Source organism: Mesorhizobium sp. NZP2077, assembly GCF_013170805.1.
Lineage (GTDB): Bacteria > Pseudomonadota > Alphaproteobacteria > Rhizobiales > Rhizobiaceae > Mesorhizobium.
In genome coordinates this window covers 1,680,001-1,698,102 of record NZ_CP051293.1, presented here as the reverse complement: position 1 = coordinate 1,698,102, position 18,102 = coordinate 1,680,001, and the positions used below count along the sequence as shown (strand labels likewise).

At 62.9% G+C, this 18,102-nt stretch carries 15 protein-coding genes, 1 tRNA gene, 2 rRNA genes and 2 pseudogenes (1 of these 20 only partly in view); 11 read left to right on the top strand and 9 right to left on the bottom strand.

The annotated features are described in order from the left end of the window. The first annotated feature begins 8 nt into the window (after positions 1-8). The 5 genes from HGP13_RS08400 to HGP13_RS08380 are packed head-to-tail and all read left to right on the top strand — an operon-like array spanning position 9 to position 5,337. Entirely contained in the window at positions 9-1,478 is a 1,470-nt protein-coding gene (locus tag HGP13_RS08400; RefSeq protein ID WP_172223821.1) for an aldehyde dehydrogenase, read from the top strand. 59 nt (positions 1,479-1,537) lie between these two features. Further along, positions 1,538-2,542, top strand: coding sequence for an ABC transporter substrate-binding protein (locus HGP13_RS08395; protein WP_172223818.1), 1,005 nt, complete (start codon positions 1,538-1,540; stop codon positions 2,540-2,542). Between the two features lie 59 nt (positions 2,543-2,601). Then, the gene (locus HGP13_RS08390) at positions 2,602-3,462 is read left to right on the top strand and encodes an ABC transporter permease (RefSeq protein WP_172223814.1); all 861 of its coding nucleotides are present in this window, start codon (positions 2,602-2,604) and stop codon (positions 3,460-3,462) included. Position 3,463: 1 nt separating this feature from the next. Next, positions 3,464-4,264, top strand: a complete 801-nt coding sequence (locus HGP13_RS08385; protein WP_172223811.1) for an ABC transporter permease — start codon at positions 3,464-3,466, stop codon at positions 4,262-4,264. Then, positions 4,261-5,337, top strand: a complete 1,077-nt coding sequence (locus HGP13_RS08380) for an ABC transporter ATP-binding protein (protein ID WP_172223807.1) — start codon at positions 4,261-4,263, stop codon at positions 5,335-5,337. Before HGP13_RS08385 ends, HGP13_RS08380 begins: the two co-directional genes overlap by 4 nt. A gap of 63 nt (positions 5,338-5,400) precedes the next feature. Here HGP13_RS08380 and HGP13_RS08375 read toward each other — a convergent pair whose 3' ends face one another. Next, positions 5,401-6,183, bottom strand: coding sequence for a DeoR/GlpR family DNA-binding transcription regulator (locus tag HGP13_RS08375; RefSeq protein WP_172223805.1), 783 nt, complete (start codon positions 6,181-6,183; stop codon positions 5,401-5,403). A gap of 179 nt (positions 6,184-6,362) precedes the next feature. Between HGP13_RS08375 and HGP13_RS08370 the strand changes: the two genes are divergently transcribed. Further along, positions 6,363-7,166 (top strand): hypothetical protein, encoded by an 804-nt coding sequence (locus tag HGP13_RS08370; RefSeq protein ID WP_172223801.1) that lies wholly within the window; start codon positions 6,363-6,365, stop codon positions 7,164-7,166. On the opposite strand, the gene HGP13_RS08365 is transcribed toward HGP13_RS08370, so the two are convergent. Both HGP13_RS08365 and HGP13_RS08360 read right to left on the bottom strand, forming a co-directional pair. Then, entirely contained in the window at positions 7,167-7,778 is a 612-nt protein-coding gene (locus HGP13_RS08365) for an NAD(P)-dependent oxidoreductase (RefSeq protein ID WP_172223798.1), read from the bottom strand. Between the two features lie 37 nt (positions 7,779-7,815). Next, entirely contained in the window at positions 7,816-8,454 is a 639-nt protein-coding gene (locus HGP13_RS08360; protein WP_172223795.1) for a DsbA family protein, read from the bottom strand. Between the two features lie 134 nt (positions 8,455-8,588). On the opposite strand from HGP13_RS08360, the pseudogene HGP13_RS08355 reads away from it, so the two are divergent. Next, a pseudogene (locus HGP13_RS08355) lies at positions 8,589-9,502 on the top strand (LysR substrate-binding domain-containing protein). 66 nt (positions 9,503-9,568) lie between these two features. Here the strand turns inward: HGP13_RS08355 and HGP13_RS08350 are convergent. Both HGP13_RS08350 and tnpB (HGP13_RS08345) read right to left on the bottom strand, forming a co-directional pair. Beyond that, positions 9,569-11,046: pseudogene (locus HGP13_RS08350) on the bottom strand (IS66 family transposase). 109 nt (positions 11,047-11,155) lie between these two features. Then, positions 11,156-11,527, bottom strand: a complete 372-nt coding sequence (gene tnpB, locus HGP13_RS08345; protein WP_172223792.1) for an IS66 family insertion sequence element accessory protein TnpB — start codon at positions 11,525-11,527, stop codon at positions 11,156-11,158. Between the two features lie 60 nt (positions 11,528-11,587). Between tnpB (HGP13_RS08345) and HGP13_RS08340 the strand changes: the two genes are divergently transcribed. The 4 genes from HGP13_RS08340 to HGP13_RS08325 all read left to right on the top strand — a co-directional run bounded on the left by HGP13_RS08340 (position 11,588) and on the right by HGP13_RS08325 (position 14,264). Further along, entirely contained in the window at positions 11,588-11,941 is a 354-nt protein-coding gene (locus tag HGP13_RS08340; protein WP_172223789.1) for a transposase, read from the top strand. Continuing rightward, positions 11,938-12,285 (top strand): IS66 family insertion sequence element accessory protein TnpB, encoded by a 348-nt coding sequence (tnpB, locus tag HGP13_RS08335; protein ID WP_006201720.1) that lies wholly within the window; start codon positions 11,938-11,940, stop codon positions 12,283-12,285. Before HGP13_RS08340 ends, tnpB (HGP13_RS08335) begins: the two co-directional genes overlap by 4 nt. Positions 12,286-12,351: 66 nt before the next feature. Next, positions 12,352-14,028: an IS66 family transposase gene (locus HGP13_RS08330; protein WP_172223785.1), complete on the top strand. Its 1,677-nt coding sequence runs from the start codon at positions 12,352-12,354 to the stop codon at positions 14,026-14,028. Next, positions 13,980-14,264 (top strand): hypothetical protein, encoded by a 285-nt coding sequence (locus tag HGP13_RS08325; RefSeq protein WP_348647072.1) that lies wholly within the window; start codon positions 13,980-13,982, stop codon positions 14,262-14,264. Before HGP13_RS08330 ends, HGP13_RS08325 begins: the two co-directional genes overlap by 49 nt. A 94-nt stretch (positions 14,265-14,358) precedes the next feature. Here the strand turns inward: HGP13_RS08325 and HGP13_RS38520 are convergent, their stop codons facing one another. The 4 genes from HGP13_RS38520 to HGP13_RS08305 all read right to left on the bottom strand — a co-directional run. Beyond that, positions 14,359-14,805: a transposase gene (locus HGP13_RS38520; protein ID WP_172223782.1), complete on the bottom strand. Its 447-nt coding sequence runs from the start codon at positions 14,803-14,805 to the stop codon at positions 14,359-14,361. 157 nt (positions 14,806-14,962) lie between these two features. Then, positions 14,963-15,039 (bottom strand) — tRNA-Met (locus HGP13_RS08315). Positions 15,040-15,214: 175 nt separating this feature from the next. Then, positions 15,215-15,329: ribosomal RNA gene (gene rrf / locus HGP13_RS08310) — 5S ribosomal RNA — on the bottom strand. A gap of 274 nt (positions 15,330-15,603) precedes the next feature. Further along, a 23S ribosomal RNA gene (locus tag HGP13_RS08305) occupies positions 15,604-18,102 on the bottom strand (it continues 356 nt past the right edge of the window).

The following is an 18,102-nucleotide window of genomic DNA, read 5'->3' as shown; positions in this document are numbered from 1 at the left end:
GCGAGCCCATGACCGACGCTTTTTTTAGGAACTTCATCGACGGCCGCTTCGACGAGCCATCCGCCACGTTCGACAGTGTCGACCCGTCGACCGGCGCGGCCTGGGCGAAGATGCCGGCGGCAAGCGAGACCGATGTCGACCACGCCGTCGAGGCGGCGCACCGCGCTCTGCGTTCCGGCCCATGGCGAAGGATGACCGCGACGGCGCGCGGAAAGCTGCTGGTCAAGCTCGGCGACCTCGTCGCCGCCAATGCCGCACGCCTGGCCGAGCTCGAGACACGCGACACCGGCAAGATCATCCGCGAGACCCGCGCCCAGATCGCCTATGTCGGCGACTACTATCGCTATTATGGCGGGCTTGCCGACAAGCACGAAGGCGCGCACGTGCCGATCGACAAGCCGGATCTCGACGTCACCATCCGCCGCGAACCGATCGGCGTCGTAGCCGCGGTGGTGCCTTGGAATTCGCAGCTCTTCCTCTCGGCCGTCAAGCTCGGCCCGGCGCTTGCCGCCGGCTGCACCATCGTGCTCAAGGCCTCAGAGGACGGCCCGGCGCCGCTGCTCGCCTTTGCCGAACTGGTTCATGAGGCTGGCTTTCCCCCAGGCGTCGTCAACATCCTCACCGGCTTCGGCCATGAGTGCGGCCGGCGCCTGACCAGCCATACGCTGGTTTCGCGCGTCGCCTTCACAGGCGGCCCATCGACGGCGCGCGCCATCGTCAGGAACACGGCGGAGAACCTTGCCTACACCACGCTGGAACTCGGCGGCAAAAGCCCGGTCGTCGTCTTTGCCGACGCCGACCTCGACAGCGCTGCCAACGCGGTCGTCGCCGGTATTTTCGCCGCGACCGGCCAGAGCTGCGTCGCCGGCTCGCGGCTGCTGGTCGAGCGTTCGGTGAAGGATGAATTCCTCGCCCGCCTGAAGAGCAAGGCCGAGGCTATCCGCATCGGCGATCCCCAGGATCCGGCGACCGAAATGGGTCCGCTCGCCACGCTGCGCCAGCGCGACTGGATCGAGAAGGTTGTCGCGGAAAGCCTCGCCCGGGGCGGCACGCTCATCACTGGCGGAACACGGCCAGCCGGTGACGGCTTCTACTACGCACCGACCATCATCGACGCCGGCGGCAGCGACCTGCTCTGCGTACGCGAGGAATTGTTCGGTCCGGTGCTCAGCGTGCTCGCCTTCGACACCGAGGCGCAGGCGCTGGCGCTCGCCAACGACACGCCCTTCGGCCTGGCTTCCGGCGTGTTCACCAGCAATCTTGGCAAGGCGCACCGCATGGCGCGCGACATCCATGCCGGCGTCGTCTGGGTCAACACCTATCGCGCCGTATCGCCGCTCGTTCCCTTCGGCGGCTACGGCCTGTCGGGCCTCGGCCGCGAAGGCGGGCTCGATGCCATCAGAGACTATACGCGCTCGAAATCCGTCTGGATCAACACCTCGGACGAGCCGATCCCCGATCCCTTCGTCATGCGCTGAGAACCGCAGGACGCAGGTGCACGGAGAAAAACAAGAACAGACCAACAGAGGAGAATGACATGAAACTGATTTTGACCGGCCTGCTGGCCGGACTGCTAGCCGCAACCGCCGCCAAGGCCGACGAGATGGCGTTCACCAGTTGGGGCGGCACCACGCAGGAGGCACAGACCAAATCCTGGGCGGCCCCCTTCGAAGCCAGCTCCGGCATCAAGGTGCTGCAGGACGGACCGACCGACTACGGCAAGCTCAAGGCCATGGTCGATGCCGGCAATGTCACCTGGGATGTCGTTGACGTGGAGATGGATTTCGCCATAAAGGCCGCCAAGGACGGGCTGCTGGAGCCGATCGACTATGCGGTTGTGCCCAAGGCCGATCTCGACCCGCGCTTCAGCAATGAGCATGCTGTCGGCAGCTTCTACTATTCCTTCGTGCTCGCCTGGAACAAGGGCACAGTCACTGGCGAACCGACCGGCTGGGCCGACATGTTCGACACCCAGAAGTTTCCCGGCAAGCGGACCTTCTACAAATGGTCGGCGCCGGGCGTCATCGAAATCGCGCTGCTGGCCGACGGCGTGCCGGCGGACAAGCTCTATCCGCTCGATCTCGACCGTGCCTTCAAGAAACTCGACACCATCAAATCCGATATCGTCTGGTGGGGCGGCGGTGCCGAGTCGCAGCAGTTGATCGCCTCCGGCGAGGCCGCCTTCGGCCAGCTGTGGAACGGTCGCGTCTTCGCCCTCCAGCAGGATGGCACCGATGTCGGCGTCGCCTGGAACCAGAACCTCACCGCAGCCGACGTGCTCATCGTGCCGAAGGGCGCCAAGAACAAGGACAGCGCGATGAAGTTCCTCGCTGCCGCCACCAGCCCAACCGGCCAGGCGAAATTCGCCGAGGCAAGCGGCTATGCGCCGATCAATACCAAGGCCAAGGCGGAGATGCCGGCCGATGCCGTCAAGGCCCTGCCAGATGCCCATGTCGAGGGCCAGATCAACCTCGACATGAACTACTGGGCCGAGCATCGCGACGAGATCGCCACGCGCTGGTATGCCTGGCAGACCAAGTAACACCGTTGCAGACCGACGGGGCGCGGCTTGCGCGCCCCGTTTCGAGACAGGACCGCTCGATGCAGGGAAGTTCCTTTAGACGCAGCTCGGTTGCCGGCCTGCCGGCCGGCAGCGGCAGCGCCTTCCCGGCCCTGCTCCTGGTCGGCCTGTTCTTCATCGTGCCGGTGGTCGCCCTGCTGCTGCGCAGCGTCACCGATCCCGAACCGGGCTTGCAGAATTACGCGACGCTGTTCGGCAGCGGCACCTATGTGCGGGTGTTCCTCAACACCTTCCTGGTCGCATCGGTCGTCACCGCCGTCACCATCCTGGTGGCCTATCCCGTCGCCTGGATGCTGGCGATCATGCCGCCCGCCTTCGGCTCGATCGTCTTCGGCATCATCATCCTGTCGATGTGGACGAACCTTCTCACCCGCACCTATGCGTGGATGGTGCTGCTGCAGCGCACGGGGGTGATCAACAGGGCACTGATGGGCCTGGGTATCATCCACGAGCCGCTGCCGCTCATCAACAATCTGGCCGGCGTCACCATCGGCATGGTCTACATCATGCTGCCCTTCATGATCCTGCCACTGGTCGGCACGCTGCGCGCGATCGACCCGATGACGCTGCGCGCGGCCGCCCTTTGCGGTGCAAGCCCGTTCGAGGCCTTCCGCCGCATCCTCCTGCCGCTGTCGCTTCCCGGCATCGCCGCCGGCGGCCTGATGGTCTTCGTCATGTCGCTTGGCTACTTCGTCACGCCTGCGCTGCTCGGCGGCACATCGAACATGATGCTGGCCGAGATGATCGCCCAGACGGTGCAGTCGCTGCTCAACTGGGGACTCGGCAGTGCGGCCGCCTTCGTCCTGCTCGTCGTCACCATGGCGCTCTACGCGATCCAGCTTCGCCTGGTCGGCGCCAGGCGCGCCGGCGGAGGGCTCTGACATGCTGCTCGACTACGACAGGCTCGGATGGCTGCGCGTGGCGCTTGTCGGCTTCACAGCGGCAGTCGCGGCTTTCCTGTTGCTGCCGGTGGTCTTCATCGTGCTCCTGTCATTCGGCTCGTCGCGCTGGCTGGCCTTCCCGCCGCCCGGCTGGACGCTGAAATGGTACCAGCAGCTGCTGGCCGACCCGAGCTGGATCGATGCAGCGCTGACCAGCGCCAGGATTGCCGCCATGGCCGCAATCCTCGCCGTCATTATCGGTCTGTTCGCCTCCTTCAGCCTGGTCAGGGGCGAGTTTCGCGGACGCCAGGTTCTGCGCGGACTGCTATTGACGCCGATGGTGCTGCCAGTCGTAGTGTTCGCCATCGCCATCTACGCCTTCTTCCTGCGCATTGGCCTCGCCGGCACCACGGTCGGCTTCGTCATCGCGCATACCATCCTGGCGCTGCCTTTCGCGATCATCCCGATCACCGCGGCGCTCGAGGGTTTCGACAAATCCATCGAGGACGCGGCCATCGTCTGCGGCGCCAGCCCGCTGCAGGCACGGCTGAGGATCACCTTGCCGTCGATCAGGATCGGCATCTTCTCGGCGGCGATCTTCTCCTTTCTGGCTTCATGGGACGAGGTCGTGGTGGCGATCTTCATGGCGAGCCCGACCTTGCAGACCTTGCCGGTGAAGATCTGGGGCAGCCTGCGCGCCGACCTCAGCCCAGTCGTCGCCGCCGCCTCCAGCCTGCTTGTCGGCCTGACCTTGTGCCTGATGATCGTGACCGCACTCCTTCGCAGAAAATTGTCCCGATGACACGACCGTTCCTGTCCATACGCGCGGTAAGAAAGACGTTCGGCGCCTTCGTCGCCGTCCACAACGTCACCATCGATGTGCCCAAGGGTGAGTTCCTGACGTTCCTCGGCCCGTCGGGCTCCGGCAAGTCGACCACGCTCTACGCCATTGCCGGTTTCCAGGATCCGAGCTCAGGCGATGTGCTCCTGGAGGACAGGTCGCTGCTTTCGGTGCCGTCGCACAAGCGCAACATCGGCATGGTTTTCCAGCGCTACACGCTGTTCCCGCATCTGAGCGTCGCCGAGAATGTCGCCTTTCCGCTGCGCGTGCGCCGCCGGCCCGATGGCGAGATCAAGCGCAAGGTCGCCGACATGCTGGCGCTGGTGCGCCTCGAAAATTTCGCCGATCGCCATCCGGGCGCGCTGTCTGGCGGGCAGCAACAGCGCGTGGCGCTTGCCCGCGCGCTCGCCTACGACCCGCCGATCCTCTTGATGGACGAGCCGCTGTCGGCACTCGACAAGAAGCTGCGCCAGGAAATCCAGACCGAGATCCGCCGCATCCACCGCGAGACCGGTGTCACCATCCTCTATGTCACGCATGACCAGGAGGAGGCGCTGCATCTTTCGGATCGCATCGCCCTGTTCAGGGAAGGCCGCATCGAACAGATCGGCACCGGTGAGGATCTTTACCTCAGGCCGGCGAGCGAGTTCGTCGCCGGCTTCATCGGCAACTCGAATTTCCTGCCGGCCGAGCATTTGCATACCGCGGGTGAGACATCGACGATCCGCCTGACTGACGGCTCGATCGTGACCGGCGTCAAGACGACAACGTCCTTCGGCCAAGGCCAGAAGGTCCGGCTGATGGTGCGCCCGGAAGCCTTCCGCCTCACACCCGGGCCGACAAGCGCGGCACTCGCCGTCGAGATCATCGACACCGCCTTCTTCGGTGACCGCCGGCGCATCGTGGCGCGCACGGCCGGTGGCGATGAGATCGACATCAGGCCAACCTCTGACGCAGAGGGGGCGGATAGCACCATCGCATCAGGTCAGCGTATCTTTTTCGATCCCGCTTCGGCGTTCCTGTTCCCGGCCTGATGGCCGCGAGTCTTCCTGCTGGGATCGGACTTCGACTGACCGGTCGCCTCTCGAAGCGGTCGCTCAGACGCCGTTGAAGACATGGAGTTCCGTTCCAGCCGCTTCAATGACGGCGCGCAGCGCCGGTTGCGGCTCACGATCGGTGACGATGTCGGAAAGCTCGCCGAGCCCGCAGACGCGTTCCAGGCTGTTGCGGCCGAACTTGTCGTTGGTCACCACAAGCGCTGTCGACAACGCGCGCGCGATCATCGCCCGCTTGACCGCCGCCGCCCCCGAGATCATGTCGCTGGGGCCGTCCACCGACAGGCTCGAGGCGCCGATGATGGCAATATCGGCATTGTAGCGCTTGACGAATTCCACCGTATCCTCACCGACCACGCTGGCTTCGCGGCTGTCATAGGTTCCGGGGCACAGGATAACCCGGAAGGTCGGATTGGCCCCAGTCACCGAGGCCACGCCGATGGAATTGGTGATGATGGTCAACTCGCGTTTCAGCTGCGAGAGACTGCGCGCCACCTCGTAGGTGGTCGAGCCGCCATCGATCATCACGATCTGGCCTTTCTCGACCAGTCCGGCCGCACCATGCCCGATCCGGGCACGCTCCTCGATCATGGTCTGGCTGCGCTCGGCGATCACCGGTTCGGATGTCACCAGCGAGATCGTCGCGCCACCATAAGTGCGGTTGAGCAGTCCTGCATCGCCAAGCTCGATCAGATCGCGGCGGATCGTTTCGCCGGCAACACCCAGCCGCAAAGCGAGCCTGGAGATACGGATCGAGGCCGAGCGGCGCACTTCCGACAGGATAAGCGCATGGCGCTCCTTCTTCGATAGCCGGCTGTGCTCCATGATCGATTCTCCGCGAAGTCGACACTATTAACCATGCCGACGCAGATGGGGAAGGAGGCTCGCGAGGCCCAACTGATCTGCCTCGTCCCGAACGGTTAAACCGGATGCCGACTGACAAGCGCAGGCGCTGCTGATTTGATGACAGTCTGACGAATCGGCGGAAGACGACGGAGACCGCAATGCATGTCGTGACATTGTTGAAGGCTGATATGTTCGACGTCGAGATCGACGGCAAGCCCGCCTCGATCGCGCAGGCCTTGCCGGACTGGAACCCGCATGATCGCTTCGGCCTGGTGATCGACGATGCACTGGGCGGCATCGGCGCCACCCATCTGCTGCAGATCGCCATCACGTCGTTCTACGACATCAAGCCGAGCCGCCGCACGGAACTCACCGTCTATCCGGAGATCTATGCCTTCCACATCGGCAAGGGCTATGGCGCGCATGCGCCCTATGATTTCTGGCCGGCCCGGCGCGAGGTCATCACCTCGCGCGAACATCGCGAGGTGCTCGATGCCATCAATGATCGCGGCATCACGAGGCTGGCTGTTCCCGATCGTGCGCCGCGCGAGGTGGTGCACCGGCCAAAGGAGGTCGATGCGGCGCTCGACCGCATCGTCTCGGCCTTCGTCTACGATCCGTCGAGCCGGGTTTCGGATCCCGACCTCGTCATTTCAGGCAACGACAAGCGAACCGAATACAATCCCAACAGCGCCCTGCGGCCGCGCTACAGCGACAGCCGGCCGGTTTCGGTTTCGACCGCGGCCAAGCCGGTCAAGGAACTCGATTCGTCCTACCAGGAGTGGCTTCGAAAGCGTGAGCACGATTTGACCGCCGAGGAACGCGCCTTCGTCGAACGCCGCCGCCAGGACCTGAGACAGGACGGCCTCGTCACCGAAACCTATCGGCGTGTCAGCGTCCGCGAAGCGCTGATGCGGCTGGCGTCGGCCGGCCTCGATCGAGACATGGCCGCCGCCGTTTGATCAATAGCCGACAGTAAAACGCTGCCTGATGTGGGCCGGCTTCTCGATCTCGTCGACCATGACGATGGCATAGTCCTCGAACGAGATGCTGCTGCCCTTGTCCGAGGCCAGAAGCGCGTCCTTGCCGAGGCGGTATTTACCGGTGCGCTCGCCCGGGACGAACATGGCGGAGGGCGACAGGAAGGTCCAATCGAGGTCGCCCACCGTCTTCAAATTGTCGAGGAAGTCGGCGCCCTTCTGTGCCTCGGCCTTGTAGATCGCCGGGAATTCGGGGGTATCGACCAGCCTTTTGCCGGGCGCGACTTCAAGGCTGCCGGCGCCGCCGACAATGAGGTAGCGCTTGACGCCGGAAGCACGCACGGCGGCGATCAGCGTGTCCGGGTCGCTATCCAGAAAGTGCACGGCGCTGATCACCACATCATGGCCGCGGATCAGGTCGGTGAGGCCTTGCCGGTCGAAGACATCGCCCTTCCTGGCCGTCACACCAGGCAGCGCGGCAATCTTTTCCGGGCTGCGGGCGATACCGGTGACCGTATGGCCACGGTCGGAAAGTTCCTTGAGCAGGCGCGAACCGACAGCGCCTGATGCGCCGATGAGAGCGACTTTTGCCATGTCTTTTTCCAGTCCTTTGTTGGAGGTGAGTTGGGGATCACGCCGCCGCGATATGGGCGACGAGATTGTCGAAGCTGCCGAACAGCGCGTTCGAACCGATCAGCCGCGGCGCATCGTTGCGGATGACTGCGAGGGAAGGCAGGCCATTGGCATGCAGGCGCTGGAACAGCGCGCCGCCACGGCCAACCCGTTCGCGGTGCGCCGTCAGCAAGGTTTCGGGCGGCTTCTTCAGCATTGCCGCGGCATCCGCCATGCCGGCGTCGGCAAGCACACCAGCCACGCCTTCGACAGTCACGATATCCCGGCCGTCGACATAGCGCGCACACTGGATCGCCTTAAGCGCGGTGAGCCGGCGGCTGGGATCCTCCAGCCCGGCGGCGCTGATGCCGAGGGTCGCGGCATGCGAGTCCAGCAAGGTGCCGCGAATATTGAGGACATTGTGCTGATAGGCCTGTGTGAACTTCTGTCCGGTCAGACGCTCGATACGCTGGTCGTTCGCCCAGGCATGGGCGGCAAAACCCTCATCCATCGGCCGTGCACCGGCACCGGAGAAGAGGCCGGTCGGCAGTAGCTCGACGCGCATGCCACTGGCCGACAGCCTGTCCAGCATCGGCGTGGCGCCATAGCACCAACCGCAGAGCGGATCGAAAAGGTACGTCACGTCTGAATTGCTCACGATCGCTGCCATCCTCGGTGTGGGATATCGCTGCCCGCCAAAATGCCTTGGTCATATGTGGCAGACAGAGGTCTTGCGATAAATTGTGCGCAATAATACAAACTGTCTGATCAGATCAGACAAAAGCAACCAGCTTGGCCGACCTTCTGAACCTCAACCGGCTCGTCTACTTCACCACGGTGATGGAGACAGGCTCTTTCACCGCTGCGGCGGATCGGCTTGGCGTCGCCAAGGCCGTGGTCAGTCATCAGATCGGCAGGCTCGAAGAGGAACTGGGTGCAACGCTGCTGCAGCGCACGACCCGGCGCGTCGCACCGACGGAAGAGGGCCGGCTCTTCTATGACAGGGCGGTGATCATCCTGCGCGAGGCGGAGTCCGCTTACGGTGAGATTTCGCACACCGCGGTCGAGCCGAGCGGAACGCTTAGACTAACCGCGCCGCTCGACTATGGCACCAGGATGGTGGCGCCGATCGTGGCGGCGTATCTGAAAGCCTATCCGCAGATGCGCGTCGAAGCGATCTTCGACGACGCGGTGAGCAATCTGGTCGACGAGCAGATCGATCTCGGCATTCGCGTCGGCTGGCTCACCGATTCCTCCAACCAGGCGCGGCGCCTGGGCACGATTCGGCAGGTCGTCGTTGCCAGCCCGGCCTTCGCCGCAAGCCTGCCCGCGGATACGAACCCGAACCAGGCACGATCGCTGGCCTAGGTTGGCAATGCCCAGTTGCGCGGCGTCGGCCAATGGCTCTTTTCCAGGGATGGCGAGACCGTTCTGACCGAACTCAATCCCGTCGTTGTCTGCGACAAAAGCCCGGCGGCCTATGCTTGCGTGCTTGCAGGTATCGGTCTGGGCATATTTCCCGACTATGCAGTCTATGAGGATATCGTCGGGGGTCGGCTAGTGCGGATATTCGCCGAGTGGACCCTACCCACAGGCGGTATCCAGTCTTTCCGCCGGCCCGCTTCCGGCCCGCCAAGGTGCGCACCTTCGTTGAATTGCTCGCGGCTGCCGAGAGAAAGCGGGCGCGCGGCGTCACCAAAGGGTAGCGCAACATGGTATGCAGAATGTGAGCGACAACTTACGCAGAGGCATTACCACCGTAACCGCTGTTTTTAGGCCACGGCCTTGAGTGGCGCAGGGGTGTAGGCCCAGGGCAGCAGGTCGTCGAGCTGGCTTTGTGGATGGCCGGCAACGATGCGGGCGATGACGTCAGCGAGGTAAGCGTACGGGTCGACGCCGTTGAGCTTCGCGGTTTCTATGAGCGAGGCGATGGTCGCCCAGTGCTCGCCACCGCCGTCGGAACCGGCGAAGAGCGCATTCTTTCGATTGAGGGCGATTGGCCTGATCGAGCGTTCGACGACGTTGGAGTCGATCTCGACGCGGCCGTCGTCGAGGAAGCGACCAAGTCCGGCCCAGCGCGAGAGCGGGTAGCGGATTGCTTCGGCGAGCTTGCTCTTCTGGCTGACCAGCGCGAGTTTCCCGCGCAGCCACGGCTCGAGGGCGTCGATGATGGGTCGGCTTCTCTCCTGGCGCGCGGTGCGCCGCTCTTCGGGCGAGCGGCCTCGTATCTCGCTCTCGATCTTGTAGAGCTCGGCGATGCGCTGGAGCGCCTCCGTGGCGATCGGCGCGGGCCCGGACTGGGCCAGTTCGTAGAAGCGGCGACGGACATGGGCCCAGCAGAAGGCCAGACTGACGGCATTACGCTCGGCCAGCGCCCGGTATCCGGCGTAGCCGTCGACTTGGAGGATTCCGACGAAGTCGCGCAGATGCCGCAGTGGCTGCTCGGCCTTGCGGTCGGGTGCCAGAGATAGGCGACGCCAGGTGGAGCGATCCCGCCCCAGGGGCGATCGTCGCGAGCATAAGCGAACAGCTGGCCCGTCTTGGTGCGGCCGCGCCCGGGATCGAGCACCGGCGCCGTGGTCTCGTCGGCGAAGAGCTTCCCGGACGCCTTCAGCCGCTCAAACAGCCGCTCGTGGATGGGGCGGAGCAGGAAAGCCGCCTTGCCGACCCAATCGGCAAGCGTCGAGCGATCCAGGTTCACGCCTTGGCGGGCGTAGATTTGCGCCTGGCGATACAGGGGAAGATGGTCGGCGTACTTGGAGACCAGCACATGGGCGACGGTCGCCTCAGTCGGGATGCCGCCCTCGACAAGCCGTGGCGGAGCCGGTGCCTGCACCACGACCTCCTCGCAGCTCCGGCAGGCGTATTTCGGTCGGCGCGTGACGATGACGCGGAATTGGGCCGGCACGATGTCGAGGCGCTCGGAGCGATCCTCGCCCATGACATGCAGCATTCCCTTGCAGCACGGGCAGATCTTGTCGGGAATGTCGATGATCTGCTCGATACGCGGCAGATGCGCGGGCAGTGATCCACGGTTGGCGCGGCGCTTCCTGGCGCGAGCCTCGCGCTTGGCAGTATCGGCGGTGTCCTCCGCGGCGAAGCCTTCAGCCTCGATCTGCTCGGCCTCTTCCAGGCCCAGCAGCAGCTGGTCGACCGGCAGGCTCTCTGCCCTGCGGCCGAAGCGGTGGCGCTGCAGTTCCTTGATGATCTGGCGCAGCCGCTCGTTCTCGGCGCGCTCCGCCGCGAGCATCGCCTGAAGCGCGATCGGATCGTTGGTCTGAGGCTCGGCCGGGTTGCTCACAAGGCCGATTCAATCATGCATTCCAATGCTTTGCCAGCGCCTCTAGCCTCCCATAGAATCAACTTGCCGCGACCGGCGCGCGCGTCTCGCGGGTGTCATGCACGCGCCGCCAATCCAACCCTTCCAGGAGCGCCTGCAATTGCGCCGCCGACAACCTCACCACGCCATCGGTGATGGCAGGCCAGCAGAACTTCCCGTCCTCCAGACGCTTCGCCAGCAGGCACACGCCGGTGCCGTCGAAGTACACCAGCTTGACCCGGTCAGCGCGCTTGGCCCTGAAGACGTAGACCGCGCCAGAGAACGGATCGGCGCCCATCGTCTCGCGCACCAGCGCCGCCAGGCCCTCGGCCCCCTTGCGGAAGTCCACCGGCTTCGTCGCGACCATCACCTTGACCGTACGCCTCCGGCGAAGGCCGCCTTGCGCGAGCATGGCACGGTAGCGAGGCTGCGCTCTTAAGGTCGTCCTTACGAGCGAAGTTAGCAGCACAGCATGAGCCATGTGACGTTATTGACCGGACCGGAGCGTCGTCGTCGTTGGCGTGAAGAGGATCAGTTCCGGATACTGGCCGCGGCATTCGCGCCCGGGGCCACGGTGGCAGCGGTAGCGCGTCAGTACGATGTCGCGACCAGCCTGATCTATAAGTGGCGCCGAACGCTGAGAGCCCGCGAGACAGGCTTTGCGGAAGTTGTCGTGGTTCCCGATGAGCCTGTCGCCGCTTCGGTGCCGGCGGCGGCCCCAGCGGTGATCGAGCTGGAGATCGCCGGCAAGGTGCGGCTGCGGATTCCGCTGACCACACCGCCGACACTCGCGGCGGCGATGGTGAAGGCGCTGGGCGTTTCATGATCCCGGTTCCGAGCCAGGTGCGGATCTGGTTGGCGGTCGGCCGGACCGATATGCGTCGCGGAATGCAAGGCCTCGCTCTGCAGGTCCAGGAGACGTTGGGCCGGGATCCGCATGCCGGGGATCTTTATGTCTTCCGAGGCCGCAGCGGCAATCTGATCAAGATTATCTGGCATGATGGGCTCGGCATGTCGCTGTATGCAAAACGGCTCGAAAAGGGCCGGTTCCTATGGCCGTCGCCGGCGGACGGCACGGTTTCCATATCACCGGCGCAGCTCGCCTACATGCTCGACGGGATCGATTGGCGCAACCCGCGCCACACGTTCCGCCCCCAGCGCGCGGGCTGAGTTTTTCTTTGAGTTTGCGCCATTTTCCGCGAGTCAGCGGACGCGTTTTATGATTCACTCCAGGACATGGTTGCCACCGCCCTGGATGCTGTTCCGGACGATATCGGTGCGCTGAGAGCAGCGCTGACCGCGGCGCTGGCCAGAGCCGAAGACGAGACCGCGCGCGCTACGCTGATCGAGGCCGAACTGGCGGTCGCCAGGGCCAAGGCATCGGATGATGCGGCGCTGATCGCACATCAGGGTCTGACGATCCGCAAGTTGCAGCGGGCGCTGCATGGTCAGAGTTCTGAACGCTCAGCCCGCCTGCACGACCAGATGGAGCTCACCTTCGAGGAACTCGAGAGCACGGCGACGGAAGACGAGATCGCCGCCGAACAGGCGGCGGCCCGGACCACTGAGGTGGCACCTTATGTGCGCAAACGACCGGCGCGCCAGCCATTTCCAGAGCATCTGCCGCGCGAACGCGTGGTTGAGCCGGCGCCGACCGCTTGCCACTGCTGCGGCGGTCATCGGCTGCGCAGGCTGGGTGAGGATATCACCGAGACGCTGGAGGTGGTGCCGCGGCAATGGAAGGTGATCCAACACGTGCGGGAGAAGTTCACCTGCCGCGACTGTGAGGCGATCAGCCAGGCACCGGCGCCGTTCCACGCCACCCCGCGCGGCTGGGCTGGCCCCGGCCTGCTGGCGATGATCCTGTTCGAGAAGTTCGGCCAGCATCAGCCGCTCAACCGCCAGGCTGAACGCTATGCCCGCGAAGGCGTGCCGCTCAGCCTGTCGACGCTCGCCGACCAGGTCGGCGCCGGCGCCGCGGTGCTGATGCCGCTGTTCAAGCGGCTCGAAGCCCATGTGCTGGCCGCTTCACGTCTGCACGGCGACGACACGACGGTGCCGGTCCTGGCCAAGGGCAAGACCGATACCGGCCGATTATGGACCTATGTGCGCGATGACCGGCCGTTCGGCGGCGCCGATCCGCCGGCGGTGGTGTTCTACTATTCCCGCGATCGCCGAGGCGAACATCCCGAGGCGCATCTCGCCGGCTGGAGCGGCATTCTGCAGGCCGACGCCTATGGCGGTTATGGTGATCTCTATGCGACGGGCCGTCAGCCGGCGCCTATTCTGGAAGCCAGCTGCTGGGCCCACAGCCGGCGCAAAGTGTTCGAGCTGGCCGATATCGAAGCGGCGGCGCGCAAGAAGGCGCACGGCGAGAAGCCCAACCTGGTCTATCCGCTAGCGGTTGAAGCCGTGAAGCGCATCGATGCCCTGTTCGATATCGAGCGCGCGATCAACGGCCTGTCGCCAGGCCAACGCCACGCCGTGCGCAAAGAGCGGAGCGCGCCGCTGGTCACCGAGCTCGAGCGCTGGATGATCGAGACGCGCGACAAGCTCTCGCGCGGACACGATCTGACCAAGGCCTTCAACTACATGCTGCGTCGCTGGTCGTCCTTCACCCGGTTCCTCGACGATGGGCGGATTTGCCTATCCAACAATGCAGCCGAGCGAGCCCTGCGCGGCATCGCTCTCGGCAGAAAGTCCTGGCTGTTCTGCGGTTCCGATCGCGGCGGACAGCGCGCTGCCGTTCTCTACAGCCTGATCGTCAGCGCCAAGTTGAATGACGTCGACCCTCAGGCCTGGCTCGCCGATATCCTGGCGCGCATCGCAGCCCACCCAGCCCAGCGGATCGATGATTTGCTGCCATGGAATTGGAGATCTGCAAAATTGCGGACCCAACCAGCGGCGGCCTGATCATGCAGCGCAATAAGGTGCATCACGTCTACACCGTCGAACGTGTCGCCAGGGACCTCGGAGTCAGCGAAGCGCTCATCCAGGACCTGACCCTCGGTCTCGAGCCCGAGGACGGCGTCATCTGGGTGTACGGCGCCAACGATGACGACGGGATCTTGGCCTTCACCGATGAAGGCATCGAGGAAGTCAAACTCCTCCTCGAAGAATATCATCGCGTCTCCCCATCGAAAGCTTGACCCAGCACCACGGTGCTCAGGTGCTCAAGCCGCCGGATACGCACGTCTGCGGTCTTCACCGGACGGGTACCCTTGACCACACCCGTCGGCCCGATCACGACGGCGCCTTCAGCGCACGGATCACCGCCGCCACCGTCCTGGCGTCGGCGCCACGACCGACCCGCATGGCGACGCCGTCAATCTCCAGCTCTATCACGCCGCCTTCTCGCGCGGCCTTCCGCTTCCGTGTCGATCTCGCGCGCTTCCCCGCCGGTTCGGGCTCCTGTGCCGCGACCACCGCTGGAACAAACAACGGCTCCGGTGCTGGCGCATTCGCCAACGGCACCCGCGCGGACCGGCGCCAGGCGAACAGCTGCTGCGGGGACAATGCATGTCGCCGAGCCACCGCGCTCACGGTCTCGCCAGCATCGTAGCTTTCCGCCACGATCCGCGCCTTCTCCTCCGGCAACCATTCGCGCCGCCGTCCAGAACCCGTGAATATCTCAAGCCGTCGAACCGGCTCCTCGTCCCTGGACTTAAGCGTAAGCTCTGAAATCGTCATGTGTCGAAGCCCTCAAAGGCTCCGAGCATCGTCGCTCACGACAACGCGCGAAAGGTGCCAACGGGACAGCGCTTACCTTCCTTTCATCATCGCGCTTCAATTGAGCCAAAAACGCGAACGGCCCGCAGGCTGGAAGCCATGCGGGCCGTTTTTGATTTGGTTGCGGGGACAGGATTTGAACCTGTGACCTTCAGGTTATGAGCCTGACGAGCTACCGGGCTGCTCCACCCCGCGTCAACCTTTGGACGTAAGCCATGACCTACAAATAGGATGACCTACGGATAGATAGATGGTCCACCAAATGAAAGGGCCGCTTACGCGGCCCGTGGTCCCGTTGGCGGGCCTTGTTCGTAGAGAGAAGATTTCACTCAACATCCGCTTGGATGTGAGTTCAACGTGCATTTAGCAGACCTGGCAGCGACCTACTCTCCCGCGTCTTGAGACGAAGTACCATCAGCGCTGGAGCGTTTCACGGCCGAGTTCGGAATGGGATCGGGTGCAGCCGCTCCGCCATAACCACCAGGTCGGCAAAACGCACGTTGTTCGAGAAGCTTTTTGAGCGAAGGAGCATAGAGAGACGTCGGCAGCAGATCTGTCGGGGCCTCTCGGGGCTGTTCGCTGGTCTTATATGTGCCTTTACAGTTCTTCTAGTCTTGGCGCCTTTCGAAGCGAAGCTTCGCAAGGTCGACCGACCGTCGGCGCTGATGCGCCGCACCCACGTAGCGCCGCCCGCAGGGCGGAACAAGCGTGAGTGAGAACAGACCATCTGACTTTGTCAGATGGGCATAAGGAATGAGAACGATCAAGCCGATCGAACTATTAGTACCGGTAAGCTTCAAGCGTTGCCGCTCTTCCACACCCGGCCTATCAACGTGGTCGTCTTCCACGGTTCTCAGGGAATACTCGTTTTAAGGTGGGTTTCCCGCTTAGATGCCTTCAGCGGTTATCCCGTCCGGATATAGCTACCCTGCTATGCGGCTGGCGCCACAACAGGTCCACCAGAGATCCGTCCATCCCGGTCCTCTCGTACTAGGGACAGATCCTTTCAATATTCCTACACCCACGGCAGATAGGGACCGAACTGTCTCACGACGTTCTGAACCCAACTCACGTACCGCTTTAAATGGCGAACAGCCATACCCTTGGGACCTGCTCCAGCCCCAGGATGCGATGAGTCGACATCGAGGTGCCAAACAACCCCGTCGATATGGACTCTTGGGGGTCATCAGCCTGTTATCCCCGGCGTACCTTTTATCCGTTGAGCGATGGCCCTTCCACGCGGGACCACCGGATCACTATGACCGACTTTCGTCTCTGCTCGACTTGTCAGTCTCGCAGTCAGGCAGGCTTATGCCATTGCACTCAGCGAACGATTTCCGACCGTTCTGAGCCCACCATCGCGCGCCTCCGTTACTCTTTAGGAGGCGACCGCCCCAGTCAAACTACCCACCATACATTGTCCCGGACCCGGATAACGGGCCGCGGTTAGACATCCATAGTAATAAGGGTGGTATTTCAAGGGTGGCTCCACCTGAGCTGGCGCCCAGGTTTCAAAGCCTACCACCTATCCTACACATGCCACTACGAATGCCAATGTAAAGCTATAGTAAAGGTGCACGGGGTCTTTCCGTCTAACCGCAGGAACCCCGCATCTTCACGGGGAATTCAATTTCACTGAGTCTATGCTGGAGACAGCGGGGAAGTCGTTACGCCATTCGTGCAGGTCGGAACTTACCCGACAAGGAATTTCGCTACCTTAGGACCGTTATAGTTACGGCCGCCGTTTACTGGGGCTTCGATTCAGAGCTTGCACCCCTCCTCTTAACCTTCCAGCACCGGGCAGGCGTCAGACCCTATACGTCGTCTTGCGACTTCGCAGAGCCCTGTGTTTTTGATAAACAGTCGCTACCCCCTGGTCTGTGCCACCCTCCTCTACTTGCGTAGAAAAGGGTCACGCTTCTTCCGAAGTTACGCGTGCAATTTGCCGAGTTCCTTCAGCATAGTTCTCTCAAGCGCCTTGGTATACTCTACCAGACCACCAGTGTCGGTTTCGGGTACGGTTTATAAGGAGGAGCTATTTCCTGGAACCACGCAGCAGCCCGTTCAATCCGATAAGATTGGACTACCTCAATGATCCGTCACTACCTCCAAGCCCACGAATATTAACGTGGTTCCCATCGACTACGCGTTTCCGCCTCGTCTTAGGGGCCGGCTAACCCTGCTCAGATTAGCTTTAAGCAGGAACCCTTGGTCTTTCGGCGGGGGAGTCTCTCACTCCCCTTACGTTACTCATGTCAGCATTCGCACTTCTGATACCTCCACCACCCCTCACGGGTATGGCTTCATCAGCTTACAGAACGCTCCGCTACCGCTCGTATTGCTACGAACCCTAAGCTTCGGTGTATGGCTTTAGCCCCGTTACATTTTCGGCGCAAAGACCCTTATTTAGACCAGTGAGCTGTTACGCTTTCTTTAAATGATGGCTGCTTCTAAGCCAACATCCTGGTTGTTTTGGGATCCTCACATCCTTTCCCACTTAGCCATAACTTGGGGACCTTAGCTGTAGGTCAGGGTTGTTTCCCTTTTCACGACGGACGTTAGCACCCGCCGTGTGTCTGCCGACTAGTACTCCCAGGTATTCGGAGTTTGGTTAGGTTTGGTAATCCGGTGAGGACCCCTAGCCCATCCAGTGCTCTACCCCCTGGGGTATTCGGTCGACGCTCTACCTAAATAGATTTCGCGGAGAACCAGCTATTTCCGAGTTTGATTGGCCTTTCACCCCTAGCCACAAGTCATCCCGAACTATTGCAACAGTTATGGGTTCGGTCCTCCAGTAAGTGTTACCTTACCTTCAACCTGCTCATGGCTAGATCACTCGGTTTCGGGTCTAATGCGACGAACTGAACGCCCTATTCAGACTCGCTTTCGCTGCGCCTACACCTAGCGGTTTAAGCTTGCTCGTCACACTAAGTCGCTGACCCATTATACAAAAGGTACGTGGTCACCCTTGCGGGCTCCCACTGTTTGTAGGCAATCGGTTTCAGGTACTCTTTCACTCCCCTTGTCGGGGTGCTTTTCACCTTTCCCTCACGGTACTAGTTCGCTATCGGTCATGCACGAGTACTTAGGCTTGGAGGGTGGTCCCCCCAATTTCAGACAGGATTTCACGTGTCCCGCCTTACTCGAGGACGATTGATTGCATTACGCGTACGGGGCTGTCACCCACTATGGCCCTACTTTCCAGAAGGTTCCGCTTGTCTCTCAATCGCCACTGGCCTGGTCCGGGTTCGCTCGCCA

Bases quoted from the DNA above. Each gene is read 5' to 3' on its own strand.
- HGP13_RS08330 (WP_172223785.1), top strand. From the start codon at position 12,352: ATGGTTGCCACCGCCCTGGATGCTGTTCCGGACGATATCGGTGCGCTG.
- HGP13_RS08400 (WP_172223821.1), top strand. From the start codon at position 9: ATGACCGACGCTTTTTTTAGGAACTTCATCGACGGCCGCTTCGACGAG.
- HGP13_RS08325 (WP_348647072.1), top strand. From the start codon at position 13,980: ATGGAATTGGAGATCTGCAAAATTGCGGACCCAACCAGCGGCGGCCTG.
- HGP13_RS08395 (WP_172223818.1), top strand. From the start codon at position 1,538: ATGAAACTGATTTTGACCGGCCTGCTGGCCGGACTGCTAGCCGCAACC.
- HGP13_RS08340 (WP_172223789.1), top strand. From the start codon at position 11,588: ATGAGCCATGTGACGTTATTGACCGGACCGGAGCGTCGTCGTCGTTGG.
- HGP13_RS08365 (WP_172223798.1), bottom strand. From the start codon at position 7,778: ATGGCAAAAGTCGCTCTCATCGGCGCATCAGGCGCTGTCGGTTCGCGC.
- HGP13_RS08380 (WP_172223807.1), top strand. From the start codon at position 4,261: ATGACACGACCGTTCCTGTCCATACGCGCGGTAAGAAAGACGTTCGGC.
- tnpB (WP_172223792.1), bottom strand. From the start codon at position 11,527: ATGCTCGCGCAAGGCGGCCTTCGCCGGAGGCGTACGGTCAAGGTGATG.
- HGP13_RS08390 (WP_172223814.1), top strand. From the start codon at position 2,602: ATGCAGGGAAGTTCCTTTAGACGCAGCTCGGTTGCCGGCCTGCCGGCC.
- HGP13_RS08385 (WP_172223811.1), top strand. From the start codon at position 3,464: ATGCTGCTCGACTACGACAGGCTCGGATGGCTGCGCGTGGCGCTTGTC.
- HGP13_RS08370 (WP_172223801.1), top strand. From the start codon at position 6,363: ATGCATGTCGTGACATTGTTGAAGGCTGATATGTTCGACGTCGAGATC.
- HGP13_RS08375 (WP_172223805.1), bottom strand. From the start codon at position 6,183: ATGGAGCACAGCCGGCTATCGAAGAAGGAGCGCCATGCGCTTATCCTG.
- tnpB (WP_006201720.1), top strand. From the start codon at position 11,938: ATGATCCCGGTTCCGAGCCAGGTGCGGATCTGGTTGGCGGTCGGCCGG.
- HGP13_RS38520 (WP_172223782.1), bottom strand. From the start codon at position 14,805: ATGACGATTTCAGAGCTTACGCTTAAGTCCAGGGACGAGGAGCCGGTT.